Annotated in this window: 19 protein-coding genes; 13 read left to right on the forward strand and 6 right to left on the reverse strand. The window is 69.1% G+C overall.

Annotated features, from left to right (window positions below; genetic code table 11):
• Window positions 1–33: 33 nt before the first annotated feature.
• The gene (locus ACIQCN_RS01160) at window positions 34–1,353 is read right to left on the reverse strand and encodes a glutamyl-tRNA reductase (RefSeq protein ID WP_400608969.1); all 1,320 of its coding nucleotides are present in this window, start codon (window positions 1,351–1,353) and stop codon (window positions 34–36) included.
• A 159-nt stretch (window positions 1,354–1,512) separates the two neighbouring features.
• On the opposite strand from ACIQCN_RS01160, the gene hemE reads away from it, so the two are divergent.
• The 10 genes from hemE to hemL all read left to right on the forward strand — a co-directional run bounded on the left by hemE (window position 1,513) and on the right by hemL (window position 12,100).
• Entirely contained in the window at window positions 1,513–2,607 is a 1,095-nt protein-coding gene (hemE, locus tag ACIQCN_RS01165; RefSeq protein ID WP_400603172.1) for a uroporphyrinogen decarboxylase, read from the forward strand.
• 5 nt (window positions 2,608–2,612) lie between these two features.
• A complete protein-coding gene (gene hemG / locus ACIQCN_RS01170; protein WP_400608971.1) occupies window positions 2,613–4,073 on the forward strand; it encodes a protoporphyrinogen oxidase in 1,461 nt (486 codons plus the stop codon).
• Between the two features lie 65 nt (window positions 4,074–4,138).
• Window positions 4,139–4,705, forward strand: a complete 567-nt coding sequence (locus ACIQCN_RS01175) for a hypothetical protein (RefSeq protein WP_400603174.1) — start codon at window positions 4,139–4,141, stop codon at window positions 4,703–4,705.
• Between the two features lie 133 nt (window positions 4,706–4,838).
• The gene (gene hemQ / locus ACIQCN_RS01180) at window positions 4,839–5,540 is read left to right on the forward strand and encodes a hydrogen peroxide-dependent heme synthase (protein ID WP_400603175.1); all 702 of its coding nucleotides are present in this window, start codon (window positions 4,839–4,841) and stop codon (window positions 5,538–5,540) included.
• Entirely contained in the window at window positions 5,537–6,766 is a 1,230-nt protein-coding gene (locus tag ACIQCN_RS01185) for a ferrochelatase (RefSeq protein ID WP_400608973.1), read from the forward strand. The genes hemQ and ACIQCN_RS01185 overlap by 4 nt, the downstream gene beginning before the upstream one ends.
• On the forward strand, window positions 6,763–7,761 hold the full coding sequence (gene hemC, locus ACIQCN_RS01190; protein ID WP_400608975.1) for a hydroxymethylbilane synthase: 999 nt from the start codon (window positions 6,763–6,765) through the stop codon (window positions 7,759–7,761). The genes ACIQCN_RS01185 and hemC overlap by 4 nt, the downstream gene beginning before the upstream one ends.
• Window positions 7,762–7,822: 61 nt before the next feature.
• The gene (locus ACIQCN_RS01195; protein WP_400608977.1) at window positions 7,823–8,635 is read left to right on the forward strand and encodes a uroporphyrinogen-III synthase; all 813 of its coding nucleotides are present in this window, start codon (window positions 7,823–7,825) and stop codon (window positions 8,633–8,635) included.
• 47 nt (window positions 8,636–8,682) lie between these two features.
• Window positions 8,683–9,666 (forward strand): porphobilinogen synthase, encoded by a 984-nt coding sequence (gene hemB / locus ACIQCN_RS01200; protein ID WP_400603179.1) that lies wholly within the window; start codon window positions 8,683–8,685, stop codon window positions 9,664–9,666.
• The gene (locus ACIQCN_RS01205; protein ID WP_400604239.1) at window positions 9,663–10,739 is read left to right on the forward strand and encodes an LLM class flavin-dependent oxidoreductase; all 1,077 of its coding nucleotides are present in this window, start codon (window positions 9,663–9,665) and stop codon (window positions 10,737–10,739) included. Before hemB ends, ACIQCN_RS01205 begins: the two co-directional genes overlap by 4 nt.
• A gap of 29 nt (window positions 10,740–10,768) precedes the next feature.
• On the forward strand, window positions 10,769–12,100 hold the full coding sequence (gene hemL / locus ACIQCN_RS01210; protein WP_400603180.1) for a glutamate-1-semialdehyde 2,1-aminomutase: 1,332 nt from the start codon (window positions 10,769–10,771) through the stop codon (window positions 12,098–12,100).
• A gap of 103 nt (window positions 12,101–12,203) precedes the next feature.
• Here the strand turns inward: hemL and ACIQCN_RS01215 are convergent, their stop codons facing one another.
• The 4 genes from ACIQCN_RS01215 to ACIQCN_RS01230 form a co-directional block, all read right to left on the reverse strand.
• Window positions 12,204–13,046: a MetQ/NlpA family ABC transporter substrate-binding protein gene (locus ACIQCN_RS01215; RefSeq protein ID WP_400603181.1), complete on the reverse strand. Its 843-nt coding sequence runs from the start codon at window positions 13,044–13,046 to the stop codon at window positions 12,204–12,206.
• Window positions 13,047–13,111: 65 nt separating this feature from the next.
• Window positions 13,112–13,783 (reverse strand): methionine ABC transporter permease, encoded by a 672-nt coding sequence (locus ACIQCN_RS01220; RefSeq protein ID WP_400603182.1) that lies wholly within the window; start codon window positions 13,781–13,783, stop codon window positions 13,112–13,114.
• A complete protein-coding gene (locus ACIQCN_RS01225) occupies window positions 13,780–14,820 on the reverse strand; it encodes a methionine ABC transporter ATP-binding protein (protein WP_400608979.1) in 1,041 nt (346 codons plus the stop codon). Before ACIQCN_RS01225 ends, ACIQCN_RS01220 begins: the two co-directional genes overlap by 4 nt.
• A gap of 305 nt (window positions 14,821–15,125) precedes the next feature.
• Window positions 15,126–15,836 carry a 3'-5' exonuclease gene (locus ACIQCN_RS01230; RefSeq protein ID WP_400608981.1) on the reverse strand — a complete coding sequence of 237 codons (711 nt, stop codon included), beginning with the start codon at window positions 15,834–15,836 and terminating at the stop codon, window positions 15,126–15,128.
• A 63-nt stretch (window positions 15,837–15,899) separates the two neighbouring features.
• Between ACIQCN_RS01230 and ACIQCN_RS01235 the strand changes: the two genes are divergently transcribed.
• The 3 genes from ACIQCN_RS01235 to ACIQCN_RS01245 all read left to right on the forward strand — a co-directional run bounded on the left by ACIQCN_RS01235 (window position 15,900) and on the right by ACIQCN_RS01245 (window position 23,127).
• Entirely contained in the window at window positions 15,900–16,316 is a 417-nt protein-coding gene (locus ACIQCN_RS01235; protein WP_400603185.1) for an MGMT family protein, read from the forward strand.
• Between the two features lie 86 nt (window positions 16,317–16,402).
• Window positions 16,403–19,597 (forward strand): ATP-dependent helicase, encoded by a 3,195-nt coding sequence (locus ACIQCN_RS01240; protein WP_400609329.1) that lies wholly within the window; start codon window positions 16,403–16,405, stop codon window positions 19,595–19,597.
• Window positions 19,594–23,127, forward strand: a complete 3,534-nt coding sequence (locus tag ACIQCN_RS01245) for an ATP-dependent helicase (RefSeq protein ID WP_400608983.1) — start codon at window positions 19,594–19,596, stop codon at window positions 23,125–23,127. The genes ACIQCN_RS01240 and ACIQCN_RS01245 overlap by 4 nt, the downstream gene beginning before the upstream one ends.
• On the opposite strand, the gene ACIQCN_RS01250 is transcribed toward ACIQCN_RS01245, so the two are convergent.
• Window positions 23,114–24,262: a macrolide 2'-phosphotransferase gene (locus ACIQCN_RS01250; RefSeq protein WP_400608985.1), complete on the reverse strand. Its 1,149-nt coding sequence runs from the start codon at window positions 24,260–24,262 to the stop codon at window positions 23,114–23,116. The two genes, ACIQCN_RS01245 and ACIQCN_RS01250, sit on opposite strands and share 14 nt — an antisense overlap.
• Between the last annotated feature and the right edge of the window lie 49 nt (window positions 24,263–24,311).

Consider the following 24,311-nt stretch of genomic DNA (forward strand, 5'->3'; position numbering starts at 1 on the left):
CAGGATGTGAGAGAGCGTTGCCGGGGAGGCAGGTCAGGCGCTTTCGAGGCCCTGGTGGTCCACCGGGCATTCGGCCAGCGGGGCCGCGGGTGCCGCAGGCTGTTCCACGGTGATCCCGTAGAGCGCTTCGAGGGCTGCGATGTAGTCGTCCTGCTGCCCGTTGGCGGCGAGTTCGCGGGCCCGGACCGTGGGCACGTGCAGCAGCTGCTTGACCATGCGGCGGAGCGCGAACTCCACTTCCTCGGCAGCGGCGGTGCAGCCGTGCCGGGCACGCACCTTTTCCATTTCGGCGTCCAGCACGTTCATGGTGTGGCGCCGGAGGGCAACGATGGCGGAGTCCATGGACCGCGCTTCGCGCTCCTGTTCGAACGCGTTGGCCGCTCCGGTGACAATGCCGCTGGCCTGGGCAAGGGATTCGGCCTGTTCCTGCGGCGCGGCGAGCCGTACGGACTCAAGGGTGAGCAGCTCCACGCCGTCCAGCTCGCCGACGGCGGGGTCGAAGTCGTGGGTGAGTGCCAGGTCGATGGCGATGAGCGGCTGCGGCGAGTTGGCGCGGACCTGTGCAAGTTCGCTGGCCTCGACGCGCGTATCAGATCCGCTGCAGCCGATCATGACGTCCGCGGCGGCAACGGCGGGGTGCAGGGAGCCGGCGTCCAGGGCAGTGCCTCCGCGGGTGGCCACGAAACCTTCAGCGCGGCCGGAGGAGGAAAAAACGGAGATGTCGGTACAGCCACGTTCCCGCAGCAGCGCCATGGTGGCGCCGGCGTAGGCGCCGGTGCCAAACACGACTACCTTCTTGGTGGACCAGTCCGGGTTCTCGGACAGGTCCGTGGCCAGGTCCAGCGCGACGGAAACGATGGAGAGGCCACGGGAACCGAGGGCGGTCTGGGCGCCGACATCCTTGGCTGTCTTCGAAGCCGCCTGGAACAACCGGACCAGGCCGGAACTGGCGGTTCCCTCGTGCTGGGCCGTGATCAGGGCGCGGCGGACCTGCCCGGCGATTTCGCGTTCACCGACGACGGCGGAGTCCAGTCCTGCGCTTACGGCAAACAGGTGCTGGCTCACCTCGGGGCCGACGCGGGTGCTGAAGGAGCGCGACACCATGGTTTCGCTCAGTCCGCTGGCCTCGCTGATCTGCGCCACGAGCGCAGCGCGGGCGGCCTCCACGTCATCAGGGTTGGGGGCTTCGCCATAGATTTCGTACCGGTTGCAGGTGGCAAGGACAACGGCACCCGTCACTGCCGGCGATCCGGACAGTGCGGATGTGGCAATCCCGGAGGAACCGTTGCTCAGGTGAGCAACAGTCTCAAGGTCGATGTCGGCGTGTGTAGCCACCAGAGAAAAAAGAACCACAGCAGACCAATCATAGCTTTTTCGCAGCACCGTAGAACAACTCCCTGGAGCGGCCGGGCGCCGGCCGCGGCTGTGATTCCTGCCACCCACCGCTTCGGGCCTGTGCCAATGACAGTCCGTCGTTATCTTTTGGGGCGGATTTTCGGCACAATCAGAGGCATGACTTCCAGCCCCGCCACCTCCGCTGCCGGCATGCTCGCCGCAGACCATCCGCTGATGGATGGCCGCACCGCGGACTCTCCGCTCATCACGGCTTACCGCGGCGGGAAGCCGTCCCGGCGCCCAGTCTGGTTCATGCGCCAGGCCGGCCGGTCGCTGCCGGAATACCTCAAGGTCCGGGAAGGCATCGCCATGCTGGACTCGTGCCTGCGGCCGGAACTCGCTTCGGAGATCACCCTCCAGCCGGTCCGCCGCCATGACGTGGACGCCGGGATCTTCTTCTCGGACATCGTCATCCCGTTGAAGCTCGCCGGCGTCGGCGTGGACATCGTCCCGGGCGTTGGCCCGGTGCTGGACAAGCCGGTGCGCACGGCCGCGGACGTCGCGGCCCTGCCACAGCTCACCTGGGAAGCCCTGGAACCCATCCGCGAAGCCGTCCGCCTCACGGTCGCCCAGCTGGGCAAGACGCCGCTGATCGGCTTTGCCGGCGCCCCCTTCACCCTGGCCGCCTACATGGTCGAGGGCAAGCCTTCCCGCGACCACCTGGGCCCGCGCACCATGATGCACGCTGACCCGGAGACCTGGACGGCCCTGGCCAACTGGGCGGCCGATGCCTCCGGAATGTTCCTGCAGGCCCAGCTCGAGGCCGGCGCCTCGGCAGGCCAGCTCTTCGACTCCTGGGCAGGCTCCCTGGGCCTGGCAGACTACACGCGGTTCGTTGCCCCCGCCTCGCGCCGCGCCCTGGACCATGTCCGCCACCTTGGCGCCCCGCTGATCCACTTTGGTACCGGCACCTCGGAGCTTCTGGTGGCCATGCGGGACGTGGGCGTTGACGTGGTGGGCGTGGACTACCGGCTCCCGCTGGATGAGGCCAACCGCCGCCTGGGCGGATCCAGCCCCCTGCAGGGAAACATCGACCCGGCACTCCTCTCCGCTCCGTGGGACGTCCTTGAAGCCCACGTCCGCGAGGTCATCGCGGCCGGCTCCTCGGCGCCCGGCCACGTCCTGAACCTGGGCCACGGCGTCCCGCCGGAAACCGACCCCGACGTCCTCACACGGGTGGTCAGCCTCATCCACTCCATCTCACCCGAGTAACAGCGATGGACGGCACCCCGGCCCCCCAGGCTGCATCCGCCCCGGCACTTGTGGTGGGCGGCGGGATCTCCGGCCTGCTGTCCGCGCGGGAACTATCCGCCGCCGGGCATGCCGTCACGGTCCTGGAAGCCTCCGAGCGCTGGGGCGGCTGCGTGGGCAGCCACACGCTTGCCGGCCTCACCCTGGACAGCGGCGCCGAGTCGTTCGCCACCCGAACGGATGCGGTGTCCGGCCTGATTGCCGAACTCGGGCTGGCCGGCAGCATCGTGGCCCCGCGCCCTGGAGGCGCCTGGGTGCAGTTGCCGGAAGGGCCGCGTGAACTGCCGCGGACCGGCGTCCTGGGCATTCCCGCCAATCCGTGGGAGCCGGAGGTCCGCCGTTCGCTGGGCCTCGCGGGCTCGCTGCGCGCCACCCTGGACCGGTTCCTGCCCGCTTCAATCGGCGGGGCGGCGGAGGTCACCAGCGTCTCGGACCTGGTAAGGACCCGCATGGGTTCCCGTGTGCTGGAGCGCTTGGTGGCGCCCGTGGTGGGTGGCGTCCACTCGGCCGATCCCGGGATGCTCGACGTCGACATGGTGGCGCCCGGGCTTCGTGCGGGCCTGCGGAAGCACGGTTCCCTCGCTGCCGCGGTTTCCGCCCAGCGCCGGGGCGCGGCCGGAGTTGCCGGGCCGGACGCTGCGCGGACGTCTCCGGCAAAGGCGGGTTCCGCCGTGGCCGGCCTGGAAGGCGGCATGCATACCCTGGTCTCCGCGCTCGTGTCCGACCTCCGTTCCCGGGGTGTCCGGCTCCTGGCCGGGACGGCCGCCACAGCTGTTGCGCGCACCCCGGAGGGATGGCGCGTCACCGCAGGAGGAAAAACGTACGACGCCGGCCTGCTGGCGGTAGCGGTGGAAGGTCCCGCCGCCGTCGGGCTGCTTGAGGGCGCGGTACCGGGGATTTCCGGCACCGCCCCGCTGTCCGGGCCGGACGTGAGGCTGGTCACGCTGGTGCTGGACAAGCCCCGGCTCGACGCCCGCCCGCGCGGCACCGGCGTCCTGGTGGCCCCGCAGACCCCCGGCATCGAAGCGAAGGCGCTGACGCACGCCACCGGCAAATGGGACTGGCTCGCTGCGGCCGCGGGGCCCGGCCGGCACGTGGTCCGGCTCTCCTACGGCAGGGTGGACGGCCTTGGCCGGCAGGGTGACGGTCCGGCCACGGAGGAGGATCTACTTGAAGCCGCCCTCCGGGACGCGGCCAACCTGCTGGGCGTGCCGCTCTCCCGCGCCGACGTAGTGGACTGGGACGTGGTCCGGTGGCAGGGCTCCCTTCCCTTCGCCGCAGTGGGTCACCGCGCCCGGGTGTCCGTTATCCGCGGGGCGTGCGCCGCTGCCGGGGGCCTTGCGCTGGTGGGCGGCTGGGTTGCCGGAAACGGCCTGGCCGCGGTGGTGGCGGACACCAGGGAGCAGATCCGCCGGCTCGCCGCCTGAATTTCCTTCTTTCCCGGGACTTCCGAATAGCCAGCAATGAGCGCGTATGGCTAGGGTCGATGACTATGACTCAACACAGGTCCGCACCCGCACAGCTGCGGACCGGTATCCATGGGGGAGTTGGGCGCGGCGCCGCAGCCGCGGCCATCGGCGCGGTGCTGGTCTTCGCCGCCGGCGCACCGGCAGCGAAGGGCACCCTGATCCCCGTCCCCACCGTTCCGGCCACACCGCCGGGCGGACTCATCCAGCCGCCCCTCGGCATCGTCATGCCGCCCAGGCCTGCCCCCACGGCGGATAGCCCGGCAGCCCCGGCCCCGGTCCCGGCTCCCACAACGCCTGCGACTGTCCCTGGTTCCGGAACCGCCGCTCCTTCCGCCGCTCCTGCGGTGGCCCCGGCAGCTTCGGCCGACACGTCCGCTGCCGCCGTGCGTCCCGCCAGCGCGGCAGCCACCCGGGAAAGCGGCACTGCGGAAGCCGCAGCGGGGGCCAACAAGGCCGCCCCGGAGCGCGGCCGGGACGGCGCGGCGGGGCAGGCGCCCAACCTGGTGCTCGCAGGGTCCGGCCTGGCCCTCTTGGCCGTCGCCGCAGCAGCCGGCGTGGCGTACGCGAGGCTTCGCGGTGCGCAGCCGTGAGCCGCGCCTGCCGGAGGCGGGGGCCGAGGCAAAACGTCGGGCAGACCCCGCATGGAAGTGATCTTCATCACTTCTACGTCTTGTAGAAGTTCTGGGTTTCGGCTTGGCGCATTTAAGGGGCAAACTGGTAACCATGAGCCACACTTCTGCCGAATCTGTCACTAAAACCGAAGAATCAGCCGAGCAGTTCTTCACCCTTTGGACGGTCTTCAAGCGCTCCGAAACGGTTGCCCGCAGCGCCCAGGCGGCCGCCGACTTTGAAGCCCTCCTGGAACGGCTCGCCGAGGGTGGCGTGACGCACCGCGGCAGCTACGACGTCTCCGCCATGCGCGCCGACGCGGACGTCATGGTGTGGCTCCATGGCCCCAGGCCGGAGGCCCTGCAACAGGCCATCCGCGACATCCGCCGCAGCACCCTCTTCGCGGGCACTGACATCGTGTGGTCCGCCATGGGCGTGCACCGTGAGGCGGAATTCGCCAAAAACCACACCCCGGCCTTCTCCCGCGGAGTCGCGCCCGCCGAGTGGCTGTGCGTCTACCCGTTCGTCCGTTCCTACGAGTGGTACATCCTTCCCGAAGCCGAGCGTGGCAAGATGCTCCGCGACCACGGCCTGCTGGGCCGCGATTTCCCGCAGGTCATCTCCAACACCGTGTCCTCCTTCGCCCTGGGCGACTGGGAATGGATCCTGGGCCTCGAGGCTCCCGAACTGGTGGACCTGGTTGACCTGATGCGCCACCTGCGCGCCACCGAGGCCCGCAACCATGTCCGCGAAGAGATTCCGTTCTACACCGGACGCCGCATCTCCGCCGCGGAGATCGCCGAGGTTCTGGCATGACCCCCGTCAACCCCGTCACCGAGGCCGGCCGGATGGCTCCCAAGCGGTATGACGCCGTGCTGCTTGCCTCCTTCGGCGGGCCGGAGGGCCAGGAGGACGTCATTCCCTTCCTCCGCAACGTCACCCGCGGCCGCGGCATCCCGGACGAGCGGCTCGAGGAAGTGTCGCACCACTACCGCGCCAATGGCGGCATCAGCCCCATCAACCAGCAGAACCGCGAACTCAAGGCAGCCATGGAGGCGGAGCTCGCCGCCCGCGGCATCGACCTTCCGGTGCTGTGGGGCAACCGCAACTGGGACCCTTACATTCCGCAGACCCTCCAGGACGCATACGACGCCGGGCACCGCCGACTGCTGATGGTCACCACGAGCGCCTACTCCTGTTACTCCAGCTGCCGCCAGTACCGCGAGGACATCGGCATGGCCCTGACCGAGACGGGCCTGGACGGACGCCTGGAAGTGGATAAGGTCCGCCAGTACTTCGACCACCCCGGATTCGTGGAGCCCTTCGTGGAAGGCACCGCCGCCGGGCTGGCCGAGGTCCGTGCCAAGCTGGCTGAGGCCGGCACCCCGGATGCTCCCGTCCAGATCCTCTTCGCCACGCACTCCATCCCCACCCGGGATGCCGAAGCTGCAGGCAAGTCCGACGCAGAGCCCCGCGAATTCGAGGAGGGCTCCGCTTACGTGGCGCAGCATCTGGCCACCGGCGCCGCTGTTATGGCCCGGGTGGAGGAGGAGTCCGGCCTCACCGCACCGTGGTCGCTGGTGTACCAGTCCCGCTCCGGCGCCCCGCACGTGCCCTGGCTCGAGCCGGACATCAATGACGCCATCGAGGAACTGGCCGGCAAGGGCATCAAGGGCATCGTCATCGTGCCGCTCGGTTTCGTCAGCGACCACATGGAGGTTGTCTGGGACCTGGACACCGAAGCGCTCGAAACCTGTGCCAACCTGGGCCTCGCCGCCACCCGCGTTCCCACCCCCGGAACGCACCGCAGGTTCGTCCAGGGCATCGTGGACCTGATTTCCGAGCGGACCGTGGACCACAACATCAGCGACCGTCCGGCAGTGACGGGCCTGGGCCCCTGGTACGACGTTTGCCGCCCCGGCTGCTGCGCCAACTTCCGCGGCGAAAAGCCCACCATTGCGGGTGCGGACACCACTGTGGGGACAGGACACGACCCCTACCCCGCGGGGTCCGAGACAGCGGCGGGAGCCACGCAGCAGTGACGGTCAGGATCGGCACCCGCGCGAGCAAGCTCGCCCTCACCCAGACGCAGCACACTGCCGACCAACTGGCCGCAGTGGGCGGGTTCCCCGTGGAACTGGTCCACATCAGGACCGACGGCGACGTCCTCACCGGCCCGCTGTCCCAGATGGGCGGCACCGGCGTCTTCGTGGCCGCGCTCCGCGACGCCCTGCTGCGTCATGAATGTGACGTTGCCGTGCATTCCCTGAAGGACCTTCCCACCGGGGCAGCCGTGGGGCTCAGCCTGGCGGCAACGCCCCGCCGCGTTGACGTCCGGGACGTGCTCTGCGCGCGGGACGGGCTGAAACTGGCAGACCTCCCCGCCGGCGCGACGGTGGGCACCGGTTCGCCCCGCCGTGCCGCCCAGCTCAGGGTTGCCCGGCCGGACCTGCAGATCCTGGACATCCGCGGCAACGTGGACACCCGCCTGGGCCGGGTTCCCGGACTTCCGGGCAACAGCACGGACCAGGTTGTTCCCGGTAAATCCTGCGACCTTGACGCCGTGGTGCTCGCCGCCGCGGGCCTGGAGCGGATCAACAGGCTGGACGCGGTCAGCGAATTCCTGGAAACCGACGTCATGCTGCCCGCCGCGGGCCAAGGTTCCCTGGCCATCGAATGCCGGACCGCCGACGCGCCGCGGAAGGCCGGTTCCACGGAAGGTTCCCAGGCTGTCCTGGCCCAGGCACTGGCGGCACTGGACGACGCCGACACCCGGCTCGCCGTGACAGCCGAGCGCGCCCTGCTGGCCCGCCTGGAAGCAGGCTGCGCCGCACCGGTGGGCGCCTATGCCTACCGCAAGGGCAGCATGCTCCATCTTGAAGCCGTGGTCTGCGCGGTGGACGGCACGGCAACGGTCCGGGACAAGCGGGCCACTGACGGACTCACCGAGGTCGGTGCAACCCTCCTGGGCATCGAACTGGCCGAGGCGCTGCTGGCTGCCGGCGCCGCGGACATCGCCGACCTCCAGGCTTCCTGACGCGGCGATGGAGGAGCCTTTCGGTGGATCCGCGCCCGGCACACCGCTGAACGGTGCCCGGGTGCTGATCACCCGGAGTCCGGAGCGTGCGCAGCCGCTCGCCGCAGCGCTGCAGGAGGCCGGTGCGACACCGTTGCTGCTGCCCCTCATCGACTTCGAACGTGCACCGGACCAGCACGCCCTCGATGTCGCCTGCGACGCCCTCAGCGCCGGTGCCTATGGCTGGCTGGTCGTGTCCAGCGCCACCACCGTCCATGCCCTCGCGGGCAAGGCGCGTGAACGCGGGCTGACCCTGCACCGGCTGGTACCGGCCGGCACCAGGATCGCCGCAATCGGCCCGGCCACCCGCCGCCAACTCGAGTCCGAGGGCCTGCGGGCGGACCTGGTCCCGGCCGGCGGGCAGTCCGCCGCAGGCCTCCTGGAAGTATGGCCTGGCGGCGGCACCGTACTCCTGCCGCAGGCGGACATCGCCGCGCCGTTCCTGGCCGAAGGGCTCTCGGCCGCCGGCAGCACCGTCACGGCCGTGACCGCCTACAGTACGGTGGAGTACCCGGCGGCCGCCGAACGCAGGCTCGCCGTCGGGACGGAGGCCGGGGCAGGCGGGGATGCGCCGCCGTCGTACGTCCTGCTGACTCCGGAAGGGGCGCGCGCCGAACTTGCCGCCGGCCGTATCGACGCAGCTCTCGCAGCGTCACCCAGCGCCGTCCGGCGCCTCGCGGAACTGCTGCCCGACGGCGCGTGCCGGCTGGTGGTGATCGGGCGGTCGACGGCGGAACAGGCGGCCGCACTTGACCTCCGGGTTGCAGGGGTGGCGGCTGAGCCCACCCCCGCCGGGCTGGTCGCCGCGGTAGCACGCGCCCTCAACCCGCCCTGACGCCACCGCGCCCCAGCCACCGATCCCACCATGTGAAGGACAGGACCATGAGCTTCCCCAACCAACGCCCCCGCCGCCTGCGCACCACACCGGCCATGCGGCGCCTCACCGCTGAAACCCGGTTGGCGCCTGCCGAGCTGATCCTGCCGGCGTTCATCCGCGAAGGACTCACGGAACCCCACCCCATCAGTTCCATGCCCGGCGTTGTGCAGCACACGACCGGCACACTCAAGCGGGCCGCCGCCGAAGCCGTGGAACTCGGCCTGGGAGGCATCATGCTGTTCGGAATTCCGGAAACCAGGGATGCCGAAGGGTCGGCATCCCTGGACCCGGACGGCGTGCTGAACATGGCAATCCGAGACGTCCGGGCCGAGGTCGGCGATGACCTGGTGATCATGAGCGACGTCTGCCTCGACGAATTCACTGACCACGGGCACTGCGGGGTGCTCGACTCGAACGGGTACGTGGACAACGACCGCACCGTGGAAATCTACGCGCAGATGGCCGTGGCACAGGCAGACGCGGGGGCGCACATGCTGGGCCCGTCCGGCATGATGGACGGCCAGATCGCCGCGATCCGCAGGGCGCTGGACGCTGCGGGGCACGTCAACACTTCCGTCATTGCCTACGCAGCCAAATACGCGTCCGCATTCTACGGGCCCTTCCGGGAAGCCGTGGATTCCCAGCTCACCGGCGACCGGCGCACCTACCAGATGGATGCCGGCAACCGCACCGAAGCGCTGCGCGAGGTGGAACTCGACCTTGCCGAAGGTGCGGACATCGTGATGGTGAAACCGGCCATGAGCTACCTGGACATCGTTGCCGACGTCGCGGCCATGAGCCCGGTGCCGGTGGCCGCCTACCAGATCTCCGGCGAGTACGCGATGATCGAGGCGGCTGCGGCCAACGGCTGGATCGACCGCCGGGCGGCAATCACCGAATCCGTGCTGGGAATCCGCCGTGCCGGCGCCGGCATGGTCCTCACCTATTGGGCCGCCGAGCTGGCCGGCTGGCTGAAGGAGTCCCGCTGAGCGCCGCGCCGGCCCCGGGCCCCACGGCACCCGTGGGCGGGGACCGGATCCTCCTGGGCCTGAACACCTTCGGCGACGTGGGGGAGAACCCCGGCGGCACCCCGCAGCACCACGCCCAGGTGCTGCGGCAGGTGCTGGAACAGGCGGAACTGGCGGACGCCGTCGGGCTTCACGCCTTTGGCGTTGGGGAGCACCACCGCAAGGACTACGCCATCTCGGCCCCCGAAGTGTTCCTGGCGGCCGCTGCGGCCCGGACGCAGCAAATCCGGCTGGGATCGGCCGTCACCGTGCTGAGCTCCGATGATCCCATCCGGGTCTTCCAGCGGTTCGCCACCGTGGACGCCATCTCCAACGGCCGTGCCGAAGTGATGCTGGGGCGCGGATCGTTCGTGGAGTCCTTCCCGCTGTTCGGGCTGGACCTGGCGGATTACGAGGTCCTGTTCGAGGAGAAGCTGGAGCTGTTTGACAAGGTCCGCGCGCAGAAACCCGTGCACTGGGAGGGCCGCACCAGGCCCTCCCTAAATGGATTGAGCGTGTACCCGCCCCTGGAACACCACCTGCTGCCGGCATGGATAGGCGTGGGCGGAACGCCCGAGTCCGTGCTGCGTTGCGCCCAGTATGGCTATCCGATCATTTTCGCCATCATCGGAGGGCAGCCTGCCGCGTTCGCTCCGTTGGCCGGCCTCTACCGCGAGGCGATGGCCAAGTACGGGCACGCCCCGCAGCAGGTGGCCACGCATTCTCCCGGCCACGTGGCGGACTCGGACCAGCAGGCCCGCGAGGAGTTCTTCCCGCACTGGCTCAAGGTGCGGAACCGGCTTGGTGCCGAGCGCGGGTGGGGTCCCGCGGGCCGGCCGGAATTCGACGCCCTCTGCTCACCCGAGGGGGCGCTGTACGTCGGCTCGCCGGAGACGGTGGCCCGCAAGATCGCCTCGCTGAAAAAGAACCTTGGCGTGGATCGGTTCGACCTCAAGTACAGCAGCGGCCCGCTTCCGCATTCCGCGATGATGCGCTCCATCGAGCTGATGGGGACCGCCGTGGCACCCCGCGTGGCTGAACTGCTCGGCCAGTGACCGGCCGGCCAACTGAGAGAATAGGGACCATGACTTCCAGCACCACTCGTAACGAGGCACTCTTCGACCGCGCGCGGCAACTCATGCCCGGCGGCGTCAACTCTCCCGTGCGGGCCTTCGGCTCCGTGGGCGGAACTCCGCGGTTCATGGTCTCGGCCAAGGGCGCCTACCTGACCGATGCCGACGGCAATGAATACGTTGACCTGGTCTGCTCCTGGGGTCCCGCCTTGTTGGGCCATGCGCACCCGGCCGTCCTCGAGGCCGTGCACGCCGCGGTGGATCGGGGCCTGTCCTTCGGCGCTTCCACGCCGGACGAGGCCAATCTGGCCGCCATCGTCCAGGAGCGGGTGCCGGCTGTAGAACGGCTGCGGATGGTGTCCACCGGCACCGAAGCCACCATGACCGCAGTTCGCCTGGCCCGCGGGTTTACGGGCCGGAACCTGATCATCAAGTTCGCCGGCTGCTACCACGGCCACCTGGACGGCCTGCTGGCCTCCGCCGGGTCCGGCGTGGCAACCCTCGCCCTGCCCGGTTCCGCAGGCGTCACCGCGGCGACCGCCGCAGAGACGCTGGTGCTGCCCTACAACGACCTCGCCGCCGTGGAGGCAGCCTTTGCCGCCCACGGGCAGGACATTGCGGCCGTCATCACCGAGGCTGCGCCCGCCAACATGGGCGTGGTTACCCCGGCCGAAGGGTTCAACCTGGGGCTGTCACGGATCACGCGCGAACACGGCGCCCTGCTCATCATGGACGAGGTCCTCACCGGCTTCCGGACCGGCTACTCCGGCTACTGGGGGCTCACCGGCGGCGCCCCGGACGCCGCGGATCCCTGGACGCCGGACCTGCTCACCTTCGGAAAGGTCATCGGCGGCGGTATGCCGACGGCGGCACTCGGCGGGCGGGCCGACGTCATGGATTACCTCGCCCCCACCGGGCCGGTCTACCAGGCGGGCACGCTGTCCGGAAACCCGGTGGCCATGGCCGCGGGCGTGGCCACCCTGACCCACGCCACGCGGGACGTGTACGAGGCCATCGACGCCCGTTCCCTGGAACTGTCCTCAGCGCTGTCCTCCGCGCTGGACGCGGCCGGCGTGGACCACTCCATCCAGTTCGCCGGCAACCTGTTCTCCGTGGCATTCGGCACTTCGGCACGCGGCGTCCACAACTACGCCGACGCCCAGGCCCAGGAGGCCTTCCGGTACGCCCCGTTCTTCCACTCCATGCTGGACGCTGGCGTCTACCTGCCGCCGTCGGTCTTCGAAGCCTGGTTCCTGTCCGCAGCGCACGACGACGCCGCGATGAACCGGATCCTCGACGCCCTGCCGGCCGCTGCGAAGGCGGCGGCTGCAGCGCAAGGTTAGGCCCGGCGTCGTACGTTAACGAAAAATCCCCGCCTCCCGGACCATTCCCCGCCGCATTCGCGGGGGAAACGTCCAGGTGGCGGGGATTTTGGTCCCGGCTGCCTTAGAAGGCGGGGGTCACGTCACCGTTCGGCCATTCCTTCTCGATGAAGGCCTTGACCTCGGGGGAGTGCAGGAGCTCTTCCAGCTTCTGGATGCGCGCATCCTCGGCGGAATCCTCGCGCCAGGCCAGGAAGTTGGCGTAGGGGTTGCCCTCCACGGACTCCACGGCGAGGGCGTCCTCGGTGCTGAGGCCGGCCTTGAGGATGAAGTTGCCGTTGATCAGGGCCAGGTCCACGGAGGGATCCTTGAGGTCGTTGATCAGCAGTTCAGGCTGGTTCTCGGAGAACTCCAGGTTCTTGAAGTTCTGCTCGTCCGTCAGGGTCAGGACGGCGGAGTCATCCTCGATGTCCTTGACCAGGCCGGCAACTTCCAGGACCTTCAGCGCGCGGACCTGGTTGGAAGGGTCGTTGGTGATGGCCACCTTGGCGCCGTCCTTGATGTCCTTGATGTCCGTGGCCTTCTCCGAGAACGCGGCGTAGGGCTCGATGTGGACGCCTTCGCCGTGGCCGAACTTGTAGCCCTTGGTCTCCACCTGGTCTTCGAACCAGGGAAGGTGCTGGTAGAAGTTGGCATCGAGGGAACCGTCGCTCAGGGCCGTGTTGGGGGTCTGATAGTCCTCGATTTCCTTGATCTCGAGCTTCAGGCCGGCCTTGGGGGCAAGATCCTCGTTGACGAACTCAAGGATCTTGGCGTGGGGCACGGGGCTGGCGCCGACGGTAAGGGTTGCCGGGTTGGCCGGGTCAAGGGTAGCAACATCGGCGCTGGGGGTGGAAGAACCACCGCACGCAGCCAGCGTCAGCGCAGTGACGACGCCCGTGGCCAGGAGGGAGAGTTTCTTACGCATGGGATGCGTTCCTTTCAACTGCTGAATGGGAATGTGGGGCCGGAGAAGCCTCTTGGCGGTCCGGCTTAGCGGTGGTCCAGGCGCCTGGAGATCCATTCGCCCAGGACCTGGATGACCTGGACCAGGACGATGATGAGGACGATCGTGACCATCATGACGGTGACGTCGAAGCGCTGGAAACCGTAGTTGTAGGCCAGCTTGCCCAGGCCGCCGCCTCCCACCAGCCCGGCCATGGCCGAGTAGCCCACCAGGGTGACCACGGTGGTGGTGGTGGCTGCTACCAGTGCGGGAAGCGACTCGGGCAGCATCACCTTGTTGATGACCTGCATCCGGGTGGAGCCCATGACCTGGGCGGCGTCGATCTTGCCATGGTGGACGTCACGCAATGCGGTTTCCACCAGGCGGGCGAAGAAGGGGATGGTCCCGATGGACAGGGAAACCGATGCCGCCACGGGCCCCAGGCTGGTTCCGGTCAGTAGCCGCGCCAGCGGGATCAGCGCCACCATGAGGATGGCGAACGGGATGGACCGGGTGATGTTGACCACCACGTCGCTCATGATCCGGTTGGCCACCGGCATGGGCCGCAGGCCGCCGGGAGCGGTGGCATGCAGGAAGACGCCCAGGGGCAGGCCCACCAGGACCGTGAAGAAGGCGGAAATGCCCACCATCTGCAGGGTTTCCACGATCGCCTCAGGCAGGGCTTTGGCCAGGACCGGGTTGCTGAAAAGTTCGTTCACAGGAGTTCTCCCGACTGGCTGGCGACGCCGGTGTTATCCTCACCCGGGGCTGCTGCCCTGACGCCGATGCCGCGTTCGGTGAGGTAGGCCATGACCGCGTCGCGGTCCGCCTCCCGGGCAAGCTGGACGCGGAGGTGGCCAAACTGTTGCCCGCCCAGGGTTTCCACGCTGCCGGCCAGGACATTGAGGTCGATATCAAAATGCCGTGCGACGCCGGTGAGCACGGGTTCCCGCGCGCTCTCGCCGGAGAAGAGGATTTCCAGGACCGGGCCGCCCTGGAGTGCGCCCTTCAGGGGTTCGGCCGCAGGGAGCGGCAGCAGCGCCTTGGCCAGGCGGCTTTCCAGGTTTCCGGCCACCTCCTCCAGGGCGCCGTGTTCCACGATGCGGCCCTTGGCCAGGAGGGAGACGGAGTTGCAGACGCGCTTCACCACGTTCATCTCGTGGGTGATGATGAGCACGGTGAGCTGCAGCCGGGTGGTGAGGTCCTGGATGAGGTCCAGGATCTCGTCCGTGGTGGCGGGATCAAGGGCCGAAGTGGGTTCGTCACAGAGCAGGACGTCCGGGTCCGCGGCGAGGGCGCGGGCAATACCTACGCGCTGGCGCTGGCCTCCGGAGAGCTGGGACGGGTAGGCGTTCTCGAAGCCGGCGAGCCCTACAAGCGACAGCAGTTCGGTCACGCGGGCGCGGATCCTGTCCTTGGGGGTCTTGACCAATTCCAGCGGATGGGCCACGTTACCGGCGGCCGTGCGTGAGTCCATCAGGTTGGCGTGCTGGAATACCATGCCGATGCGGCGGCGGGCCGCACGGATTTCCGAGTCTTTGACCGAGCTGAGCTCGGTGCCGTCGATGCTGACCGATCCTGACGTGGGGCGGTCAAGCAGCGTGAGGCAGCGAACAAGGGTCGACTTGCCGGCGCCGGAGTGGCCGATGATTCCGTGGATCGAGCCTTTGGGAACCGAAAGCGAGACGCCGTCGAGGGCCACCACTTCCTTTTTCCCTTGGCGGTAGACCTTGCGCAGGTCAGTAACAGTGATCATTTATCCTCAGGAGATTGGCATGGGGCGGCGGCATAGCACAGGCGCCCGTTTGAACTTAATTATGTCAGTGGGGGTTTCGCGCCGTCACCTCTGCTGAATATTTTGCCAATATCGCATTATCCCGAATATCGTTTCGTTCTTCAGTGTGCCTGCAGTCCGCGCTGCGGTCGGGCAGACATTTCGGGGAAGGCGCGGTTGGTGCACCCGGCCGTGTGGTTCGCGCGTCAGGGTGTGATCCTGGTCCCAGCCCGGCTGTCCGGCCAACACGATCCCGCGGTGCCCGGCGCAGGCCCCCGGCATGCCGGCTAGAAGCCTCCGGTTGTGGCGTCCTGCGGGGGAAGGACGGGCCAGTCGCCTTCGATGACGGCCGTGGGTTTGGTCTTTCGCAGGTACCCCTGGAAGTCTTCGGCCTGGCTCACGGCCCAGTCCACTTGAAGCTGGTGAAGCTGGCCGGCGGGCATGACGAGCTTGGGAAACTTGCCGGCCATGGCATCCAGGACCTTCAAGGTTGCCAGCGCATCCGCCGCGGAGGTGTGGGCGTTGTCCAGCACCACGCCATACTCCTCGCACAGCGCTGTCAGAGTCCGCTTGCCCTTGCGGTACCGGTCTACCTGCTTGTTCATGATGTACGGGTCCAGGACCGGAAAGCGGGTGAGCTGCGGAACGCCGTAGCGGGCGGATTCCGCCGCCAGGACCGTGAAGTCGTAGCTGGCGTTGAACGCGATGACGGGGACGCCGGCGTCGAAAAGGTCCTGCAGGATTGTTGCCAACTCGCGGGTGACTTCGTGGGCGGGGCGGCCCTGGCTGCGGGCCTGCTCTGTGGTGACGCCGTGGACGTCGCTGGCTTCCGCAGGGATCTCCACTCCGGGATCCGCCAGCCACTCATGCTCCGCCACGAGCTCGCCGTACTGGTCCACCACCGTGACGGACGCCGTCACGATCCGTGCCGCGCGGGAATTGCGCCCGGTGGTCTCGAGATCGAATGCCGCGCGGGGGAGGGTGTTCCAGGTGCTCATGCTCCAACGCTATCGGGAGCGTCCGACAATCCGGCTGAACGCCACTGCGGCTACATTGGATCAATGCGGAGTGACTACGTGGAGGCGGTCCTGGCCGTCGTCGACCTGGTCCCGGCAGGCTCCGCCGTATCGTACGGCGACGTTGCAGAACTTCTGGGTTGCGGCGGCCCCCGCCAAGTGGGCGCCGTGATGAGCCACTTCGGCAGCACGGTGCCATGGTGGCGCGTTGTGACGGCCAGCGGCCACGCGCCCGCAGCGCACGGGGCCCGGGCGCTGCAGCACTACCTCGAGGAGGGAACGGCGTTGCGCGGGGACTACGCCGGATACCTGCGGACCGGTGAGGGGAACTGGCGCGTGGACCTGGCGGCCGCGCGCTGGGCGCCCAGCGAGGCGGATTTCCGGAGGATTGACGCAGTGATCCGGGATCGGCCGGTGCCGCTGCCGGAATTGTCAGTAGCTGATGATGGAATGTCCGGGTGACATTAACTGCTTCGCTTCCAGGGTTCCCGGACCAGGCGCAGGGCCATGACCCGGGCCACGCGCAGACACGCGACGCCGGCCCCGGGCTGCGCCTGCTTCCCCCGGCAAGGATCCACGCCGCCGCACCCGTCCTCACTCCGGACCAGCAGGCCGTGGTGGACGTGCCGGCAGGTTCCGGTCCTGTACTGGTACCCGGCGCTCCGGGGACCGGAAAGACCACCGTCCTCATCGAGGCAGCCGTTACGCGCGCGGTCCGTGACGGAGTGGATCCCGAACGCATGCTCATCCTGGCGCCCACGCGGCTGGCCGCAGACTTCCTGCGGGACAGCTTCACGGCCCGGCTGGACCGGAGCCTGAGCACCACGCCGGCCAGGACCTGGGCCTCCTATGCCTTCGATGTGCTGCGCCGTGCCAAGGCTGAAGGAATCCTTCCCTTGTCCCGGCCGCCGCGGCTGCTATCCGGGCCTGAGCAGGACCTCATCATCAAGGAACTCCTCGAGGGGCACCGCCTGCCCGGGTTGGAACTGCCCTGGCCGCGGGACCTGGACCTGGCCCTGGAAACCCGGGGCTTCCGTCAGGAGGTCCGGCAGCTCTTTGACCGGATCATCGAGTCCGGCCGGACCGCCGAGGACCTCGCGCTGCTCGGCGGGCAGGTCGGCCGGCCGGACTGGGTTGCCGCCGCGCGGCTTTACGCCGAGTACCGCGACGTCCTGGACCTCAGGATGCCGGAGGCTTTCGACCCGGCCGGGATCCTGACAGCAGCGCGGCACGTCTTCCAGGACGCGCCGGATTTCCTGGCCGCCGAACGGGACCGCCTGCAGCTGGTCCTGGCCGACGACATTCAGGAAGGCAGCCCCGCCGTGTTCGAGCTGCTGGCAGATATCGCCGCCGGACGTGATGCCTTCATCACTTCCTCGCCGGACACCGTGGTCCAGGGCTTCCGGGGTGCCCGCCCGGACCTGGTGGCGGACCTTCCGCGGCTGCTGTCCCCGGAGGCTGTCATCCTGGAACGTCCCCTGCGGTTCGCGCACCGCCATGCGCCCGCCGTGGCCAGGGCGTGGCAGGGTGTGGCCGGCAGGATCTCCCGGCGCGCCGGCGGGCAGCTGGCCCGCCGCCTCGAACCCCACCGCGACGGGAACGAGGCCGGAGCCGTGGAGGCCCACCTCGTCCCCTCGGCCGTGCATGAGCTCCGGTACGTCACGCAGCGGATCCTGGACCAGCACATCAACCACGGACGGGACCTCAGCCACATGGCCGTCATCGTCCGCAACGGCGGGCAGGTTGCGGAACTCCAGCGCTACCTGGCCGGGCAGGGCGTACCCGTGCGCGTTCCCGTGGCGGAGTCCGCCGTCCGGGACGAGGTCGCGGTGCGGCCGCTGCTGGACGCCTTTGCCATAGCCCTGGACAGCTCCCTTCTCACGCCCGAGGCTGCGGTATCGCTGCTTACTTCGCGGATTGGCGGAGCCACGTCCATCGAACTGCGCCGGCTCCGGCAGTCGCTTCGGCGGGAGGAACTTCAGGGCGGGGGCGGCCGGACCAGCGACTCGCTCCTCGTCGAAGCCCTGCTGCAGCCCGGGGCGTTGTCCACCCTCGGCATCGAGGGCCGCTCGGCCCGCAGGACGGCCCGGATGATCCAGGCAGGCCAGGTGGCTGCGCTGGAGCCTGGCGCCAATGCCGAATCAGTGCTCTGGGCTATCTGGAGCGCAACCGGCCTTGCAGCGGAGTGGACCCGGGCGGCCCTGTCCGGCGGCCCCCACGGCGCCCGGGCGGACCGGGACCTGGACGCAATGATGGCCCTGTTCCACACCGCTGAACGCTATGTTGACCAGATGCCGGGAGCCGGCCCGGAGCAGTTCCTGGAGTACCTCCTGAACCAGGAACTCCCCATGGACACCCTGGCGGCACGGGCGCAGGTGGACGACGCCGTGGAGCTGATGACGCCCGCCAGTGCCGCCGGCAGGGAGTGGCCGGTGGTGATCGTCGCGGGCCTCCAGGAAGGCGTGTGGCCCAATACCAGGCTCCGCGGTGAACTCCTGGGCAGCACGCTTTACGCCGACGCTGTGGAGCATGGGGTTCCCTATGCCCTTCAGCGCGACCCGCTGAGCAGGCTGCGGGACATCCGCTACGACGAGCTGCGGAGCTTCTCCACCGCGGTGTCCCGGGCACGTGACCTGCTCATTTGCACAGCAGTTTCCTCCGAGGATGACCAGCCTTCCTCGTTCCTGGACTACATTGCGCCGCTGCCCGCCGGCAGCACTGGCCGTGGCTATACCCCCGTTGACCGTCCCACCACCCTTCGCGCCTTGGTGGCCGAACTGCGGCAGCATGCCCAGCTCGGCGGGAACGCCGGTCACGAAGCAACGCGGGTGCTGGCGCACCTCGCCGCGGCGGAACCGCCGATACCCGGCGCCCACCCCGATTCCTGGTGGGGGCTTGCGCCGCTCAGTTCCGACCAGGCCGTAGTGCCGCCGGACGGTACTGTCTTTGTCTCGCCTTCCAAGGTCGAAACGGTGCAGAAATCGCCCCTGGACTGGTTCGTCCAGGCGGCCGGGGGCGAGGCGGCCACCGATTTTGCCCGCAGCCTGGGCACGCTGGTGCATGCCATTGCACAGGAGCTTCCGGAGGCCTCCGGCTCCGAGTACGTTGCCGAATTGGTTAAGCGTTGGCCGGCCTTGGGAATGAAGGACAACTGGGAAGGACAGTTGGATTTCCAGCGGGCGGAGGCCATGGTCCGCAAGCTGGCGCTGTACGTGCTGGCCATGCGCTCCGAAGGGCGCAGCCTGGTGGGCGTGGAACAGGACTTCGAGGTTCCGCTTGGTTCGGTCACAGCGGACGACGGCGGCAGGCGCCTCGGCGTTTTGCGCGGCCAGGTGGACAGACTGGAAATCGATGGCGACGGCAGGCTGGTGATTGTGGACCTCAAGACCGGCAAACGGCAGCCGGGCAAGGGCGATGTTCCGCGCCATCCCCAGCTCGGCGCCTACCAGGCGGCGGTGGTGGCCGGCGGGTTCGCTGCTGAGGACGGCAGCGGCAGCGTACCTGGCGGTGCAGTCCTCGCACAACTGGGAACCGGGGCGAAGGGGCCCGCCATCCAGCACCAGGACGCGCTGGACCCCCAGGAGAACTGGGCCATGGACATGGTGAAGGAGGCAGCGGCCGTGATGGCAGGCAGCACGTTTGAAGCACGGCACGATCCTGCCAAGGGAGGGCACGGCGGTCATGGCTGCCGGCTTCCGGAAGTCTGCCCGCTCTGCGTCCGCGGACGGCAGGTCACCGAATGAGCGGCCAGCATCCCGGCGTGCCGGAACCGAGGTTCACACCGGAAGAGCTGTCGGGGCTGCTGGGCGAGAAGAACGTGCCCACTCCGGAACAATCCGCCATTATCTCTTCGCCCCTGGCTCCGCGCCTGGTCATCGCCGGGGCAGGTTCCGGCAAGACGGCAACCATGGCCGACCGGGTGGTGTGGCTGGTGGCCAACGGCTGGGTGCGGCCCGAAGAAGTCCTCGGTGTCACCTTCACCCGGAAGGCGGCCGGGGAACTGGCATCCCGGATCAGGGCCAAGCTGGCCACGCTGCAGCAGCTGGCCCGGCAGGACGGCAGCCACGGCTTCCCGGAAGGCCTGTCAGGCAGCGAGGCGCCCGAGCCGAAGGTATCCACCTACCACTCCTTCGCCAGCGGAATCGTCTCCGACTACGGGCTCCGGCTCGGTGTGGAACGGGACGTGGTCCTGCTGGGCGGCGCGCAGGCATGGCAGCTGGCCAGCGAGGTGGTGGAAGCCTACGACGGCGAGTACGCCCACTTCCGTACTGCCAAGTCCACGCTGGTTAAGGCTGTCATCCAGCTTGCCGGTGAGTGCGCCGAGCACCTCCAGGACCCGCGGGACGTCGAGGCGTGGCTGATGGCCCGGCTGGCGGAGTTCCAGGCCCTGCCGTACCTGGACGGCAAACCGAAGAACCCGCCGCAGGCTGCGGGCGATCTGGCAACCATGCTGCGTACCCGAGCCAGCGTGGCGGACATGGTGGCCAGGTACGCAGCCGCGAAACGGGCACGGGGCGCCCTGGACTTTGGCGACCTGGTGGCATTGGCCGCGCAGGTGGCCCGGGACGTTCCGCTGGCGGCCACCCTTGAACGGCAGCGCTATAAAGTGGTGCTCCTTGACGAGTTCCAGGACACTTCACACGCGCAGCTGGTCCTTTTCTCCCGCCTGTTCGGCGGCGGGCACGCCGTGACGGCGGTCGGTGACCCCAACCAGTCGATCTATGGCTTCCGGGGCGCGTCCGCCGGCCAGCTCTTCCACTTTGTGCGGGAGTTTCCCGTCCGCAACCACCCGGACGGGGCGCCCGGCAGTTGGTCTCCCGCGCCCACGTCGTACCTCACCACGGCGTGGCGGAACGGCCGGAACATCCTGGCCGCGGCCAACGTCATGTCCCAGGCGCTGGCAAGGGAAGCAGCCCAGCGGGGGCCCGGTAGGGGAGAACCGGACGACGCAGGCGCGCCGGCAGGTGCCGCCACCGGGGTTCCCGAGGTTCCTCCGTTGCAGCCCAGCCCGTTCGCGGCCGACGGGACTGTGGTCCTTGGCCGGTTCGCCAGCGACGCGTCCGAGGCAAAGGCACTTGCGCAGGACGTGCTGAAGTATCGCTTGACGGTCTTCGAAACGAAGCCGGACGGTTCACCGGTGCCGCCCGCGCTCGCGGTCCTGTGCCGCCGCCGTTCCCAGATGGAGGCCGTGCGGCGGGAATTCGACGCCCGCGGAATCGCTTATGAGATCGTCGGCCTGGGCGGGCTGCTGGACACGCCGGAAATCGTGGACCTCGTGGCCACCCTGCGCGTCCTCGCCGATCCCACCCGGTCGGACGCCCTGATGCGCCTGCTGGCAGGGGCACGCTGGCGGATCGGCCCGGCAGACCTCATGGCGCTGCGGGACTGGTCCGGCCAGTTGGCGGGGCGGCGCAGCAGGGCCTCCCAGCCCGCGGACGGCACCAAGGGGGAGTTCCTGCCGCAACAGCAGCAGGGCCCTGGCCAGTCAGTGGACGCAACCGACGACGGCGGCCCGGTCCTTGAGGGGGACCTGACCGACGGTGCCAGCCTGGTGGAGGCCCTGGACTGGCTGCCGCGCGACGGCTGGACGTCCACGCACGGGCGGTCCCTCACCCCGGAGGCGCGCAGCAGGATGGCACGGCTCTCCGCCGAACTCCGCCAGCTGCGCACCTACCTGGGCGACGATCTCACCACCCTCCTAGGCGAGGTGGAACGGGCCATGCTCCTGGATATCGAGGTGGCGGCCCGTCCCGGCACCAGCATCCACCAGGCCCGGCGCAACCTCGACGCGTTCCAGGACGCGGCCGCCGGATTCCTGCGCACCTCCCAGCGCGTGGATGTCATTGCCTTCCTGGCCTGGCTTGAGGCCGCTGCCGCAGAAGAGAACGGGCTGGAATCCCCGCCCAGCGAAGTCAACCGGGAGGCGGTACAACTGCTCACGGTCCACGCATCCAAGGGCCTGGAATGGGACGTCGTGTTCGTACCGGGCCTGAACGCCGGCGCCTTTCCCAGCGACCGCGACTCGCGGTGGAGCAGCGGCGCGGCAGCACTTCCCTGGCCCCTGCGCGGGGACCGGGCGGACCTGCCGCAATGGGATCTGGACCAGCCGGACCAGAAAGGCTGGATCGACGCGGAGAAGGATTTCAAGTCGGCTGTCCAGGCACACGGAGTGTCCGAGGAACGGCGCTTGGCGTATGTGGCCTATACCCGCGCCAAACACGTCCTGTGGGTATCCAGCGCCGCGTGGGTGGGCTCCCGCGCCGGCCGGGCCGAGATGTCTCCGTTCCTCGCCGAACTCGAAGCGCTCGCCCAGCAGGGCAGGGACGGTGCGCAGGCCGCTGCAGCGGTCCACCCGGCGTCCCTTGAGGAGGCCGCCCTGCCCGACTCCAGTCCGCTGACGCTGGACGCAGAGGTCGCCTCCTGGCCCTACGATCCGCTTGAGGGGCCGGTAGATCCCCGTACGGGAGCTCGCCTGCGGTCCGTTGAAGGGCGGCGGGCCGCCATGGAAGCTGCCGCGGCGCGCGTCCGGGCAGCGCTGGAATCTGTCCCGCAGGAGTCCCTGCTGCCTGAGACAGGCGGGACAGGCCATCCCGGAACCACTCCGCCGGTCTGGGCGAAGGAAGCCGCGCTGCTGCTGGAACGCCGGGCCCGGCGGTCACACGGCCAGGACGTCCATCTTCCCGGCCACATCTCGGCGTCCACTTTCGTGGAACTCAGTGATGATCCGGCAGCGGTCCTGGCGCGCCTGCGCCGGCCCGTCCCGCGTGAACCGGGCATGTCCGCCCGCAAGGGGACCGCCTTCCACGCCTGGGTGGAAGAGTACTACGGAACCAGCGGGATGCTGGACCTGGGCGAGGCCCCGGGCCCGGACGACCATATCGATGCCGCCTACGACCTCGACGCAATGGTGGCCACCTTCAAGGCCTCACCTTGGGCGGAACGTTCCCCGGTTTTCGTTGAGGTACCCGTGGAAACCCGGGTGGGCGACGTTGTGGTGCGGGGCCGCATCGACGCCGTGTTCCAGGACCCGGACGGCCGCTGGGACCTGGTGGACTGGAAGACCGGGCGGCGGCCGTCCGCCGGCCAGCTCAAGACCCGCGCGGTGCAGCTGGCCGTCTACCGGCTCGCCTGGGCACGGCTCAAGGGCGTCCCATTGGACGACGTCCGGGCGGCGTTCTTCTATGTTGCGGACAACCAGGTGGTGCGCCCCCACGACCTCGGGACCGCTGCGCAGCTGGAGGAGATGGTGGCTGCCGCGTTCAGTTCTTCCTGATCTCCACCACGGAGAGGGCAGCCGTGGACGTGTCCTCCGCGTTCGCGGAGGGCCCGACGCCGTCGCCGGCACCGTGGCCCGGCTCCGGCGGAATCGGGGTGACGTGCACTGCAGGCACGGCCTTCAGCGGAACCGGCTGGACGGGCGGAGCCGGCTGCACTGGCGGGAGCGGCGCGGACGGCTCCAGAGTGACCACCGGCTCCACCGAGATTGGCTGGCCGCCATGGCGCCGGATATCCTCGTCGAGCGACGTAAGCATGTCCTCCGCCTCGGCGACCATTTCGGCATCATCGGCCGCGATGCCCTTGACCAGGTACTGCGCCAGTGCAAACTCTGCTGACAGCGCCGCCCGCCGCAGGAGATGGGTGTCGGTGCTGTCGCGGCGTGCGGACGTGTAGGCGGCCAGCACTGCATCCACGAAGTCCTGTTCGTTAGACGCAACGAGCCACGCAAAATCGTCTGCGGGGTCGCCGATCCGCAGGTCGGTCCAGCCGGTCACGGCGCTCACACGGTCACCATCCACCAGCAGGTTGTCCTCGTGCAGGTCCCCGTGCACCACGCACGGGTTGAAACGCCACAGTGAGACGTCTTCGAGGGCGTGCTCCCAGCGCAGGAGCAGGCCGGCCGGAATTTTCCCGGTGGTGGCGGCCTGGTCCAGTTCGTTCAGCCGGCGCTGCCGGAACTCGTTGGGGGTATAGCTGGGCAGGTCGGCGTTGTTGACCAGGTCCAGCGGAAGGTCGTGGATCGCAGCCAGGGCGGTACCGATTTCCCTGGCGAGGGCCGGGGAACCGCCGGTCAGTTCCTCCACGCTGCGGGTGGAGCCCCCCAGGTGCGAGTAGACAAACGTACTCAGCGTTCCAAGGCGGACACTTCCGGCCACCGTAGGCATCAGGAACGGCAGCTCGGCGCGGACGGCTGGGGCAAAGGCCCTCAGTACCAGGAATTCGGTCTCCAGCCGGGCGCTCGCCTCGGCATGGCGCGGGGACCTGACCCGCCAGCGCTTGCCCTCCGAATCCAGCAGCAGGGCAGAATCGAAGTCCGCCGGATCGTCCGGGGCAGCACTGACAGCCGTAGGGGTCAGTCCGGGGACAGCCGCGGTAGCGACGGCTGCCAGTTCCATCGGTTCTCTTCTCACCGTTCCACGGTAGATTGCCCGCCCGCCAAGAGCCCGATGTGGCGGCGGC

This window comes from Pseudarthrobacter sp. NPDC092424 (genome assembly GCF_044754925.1).
In the GTDB taxonomy this organism is placed as follows: Bacteria; Actinomycetota; Actinomycetes; order Actinomycetales; family Micrococcaceae; genus Arthrobacter.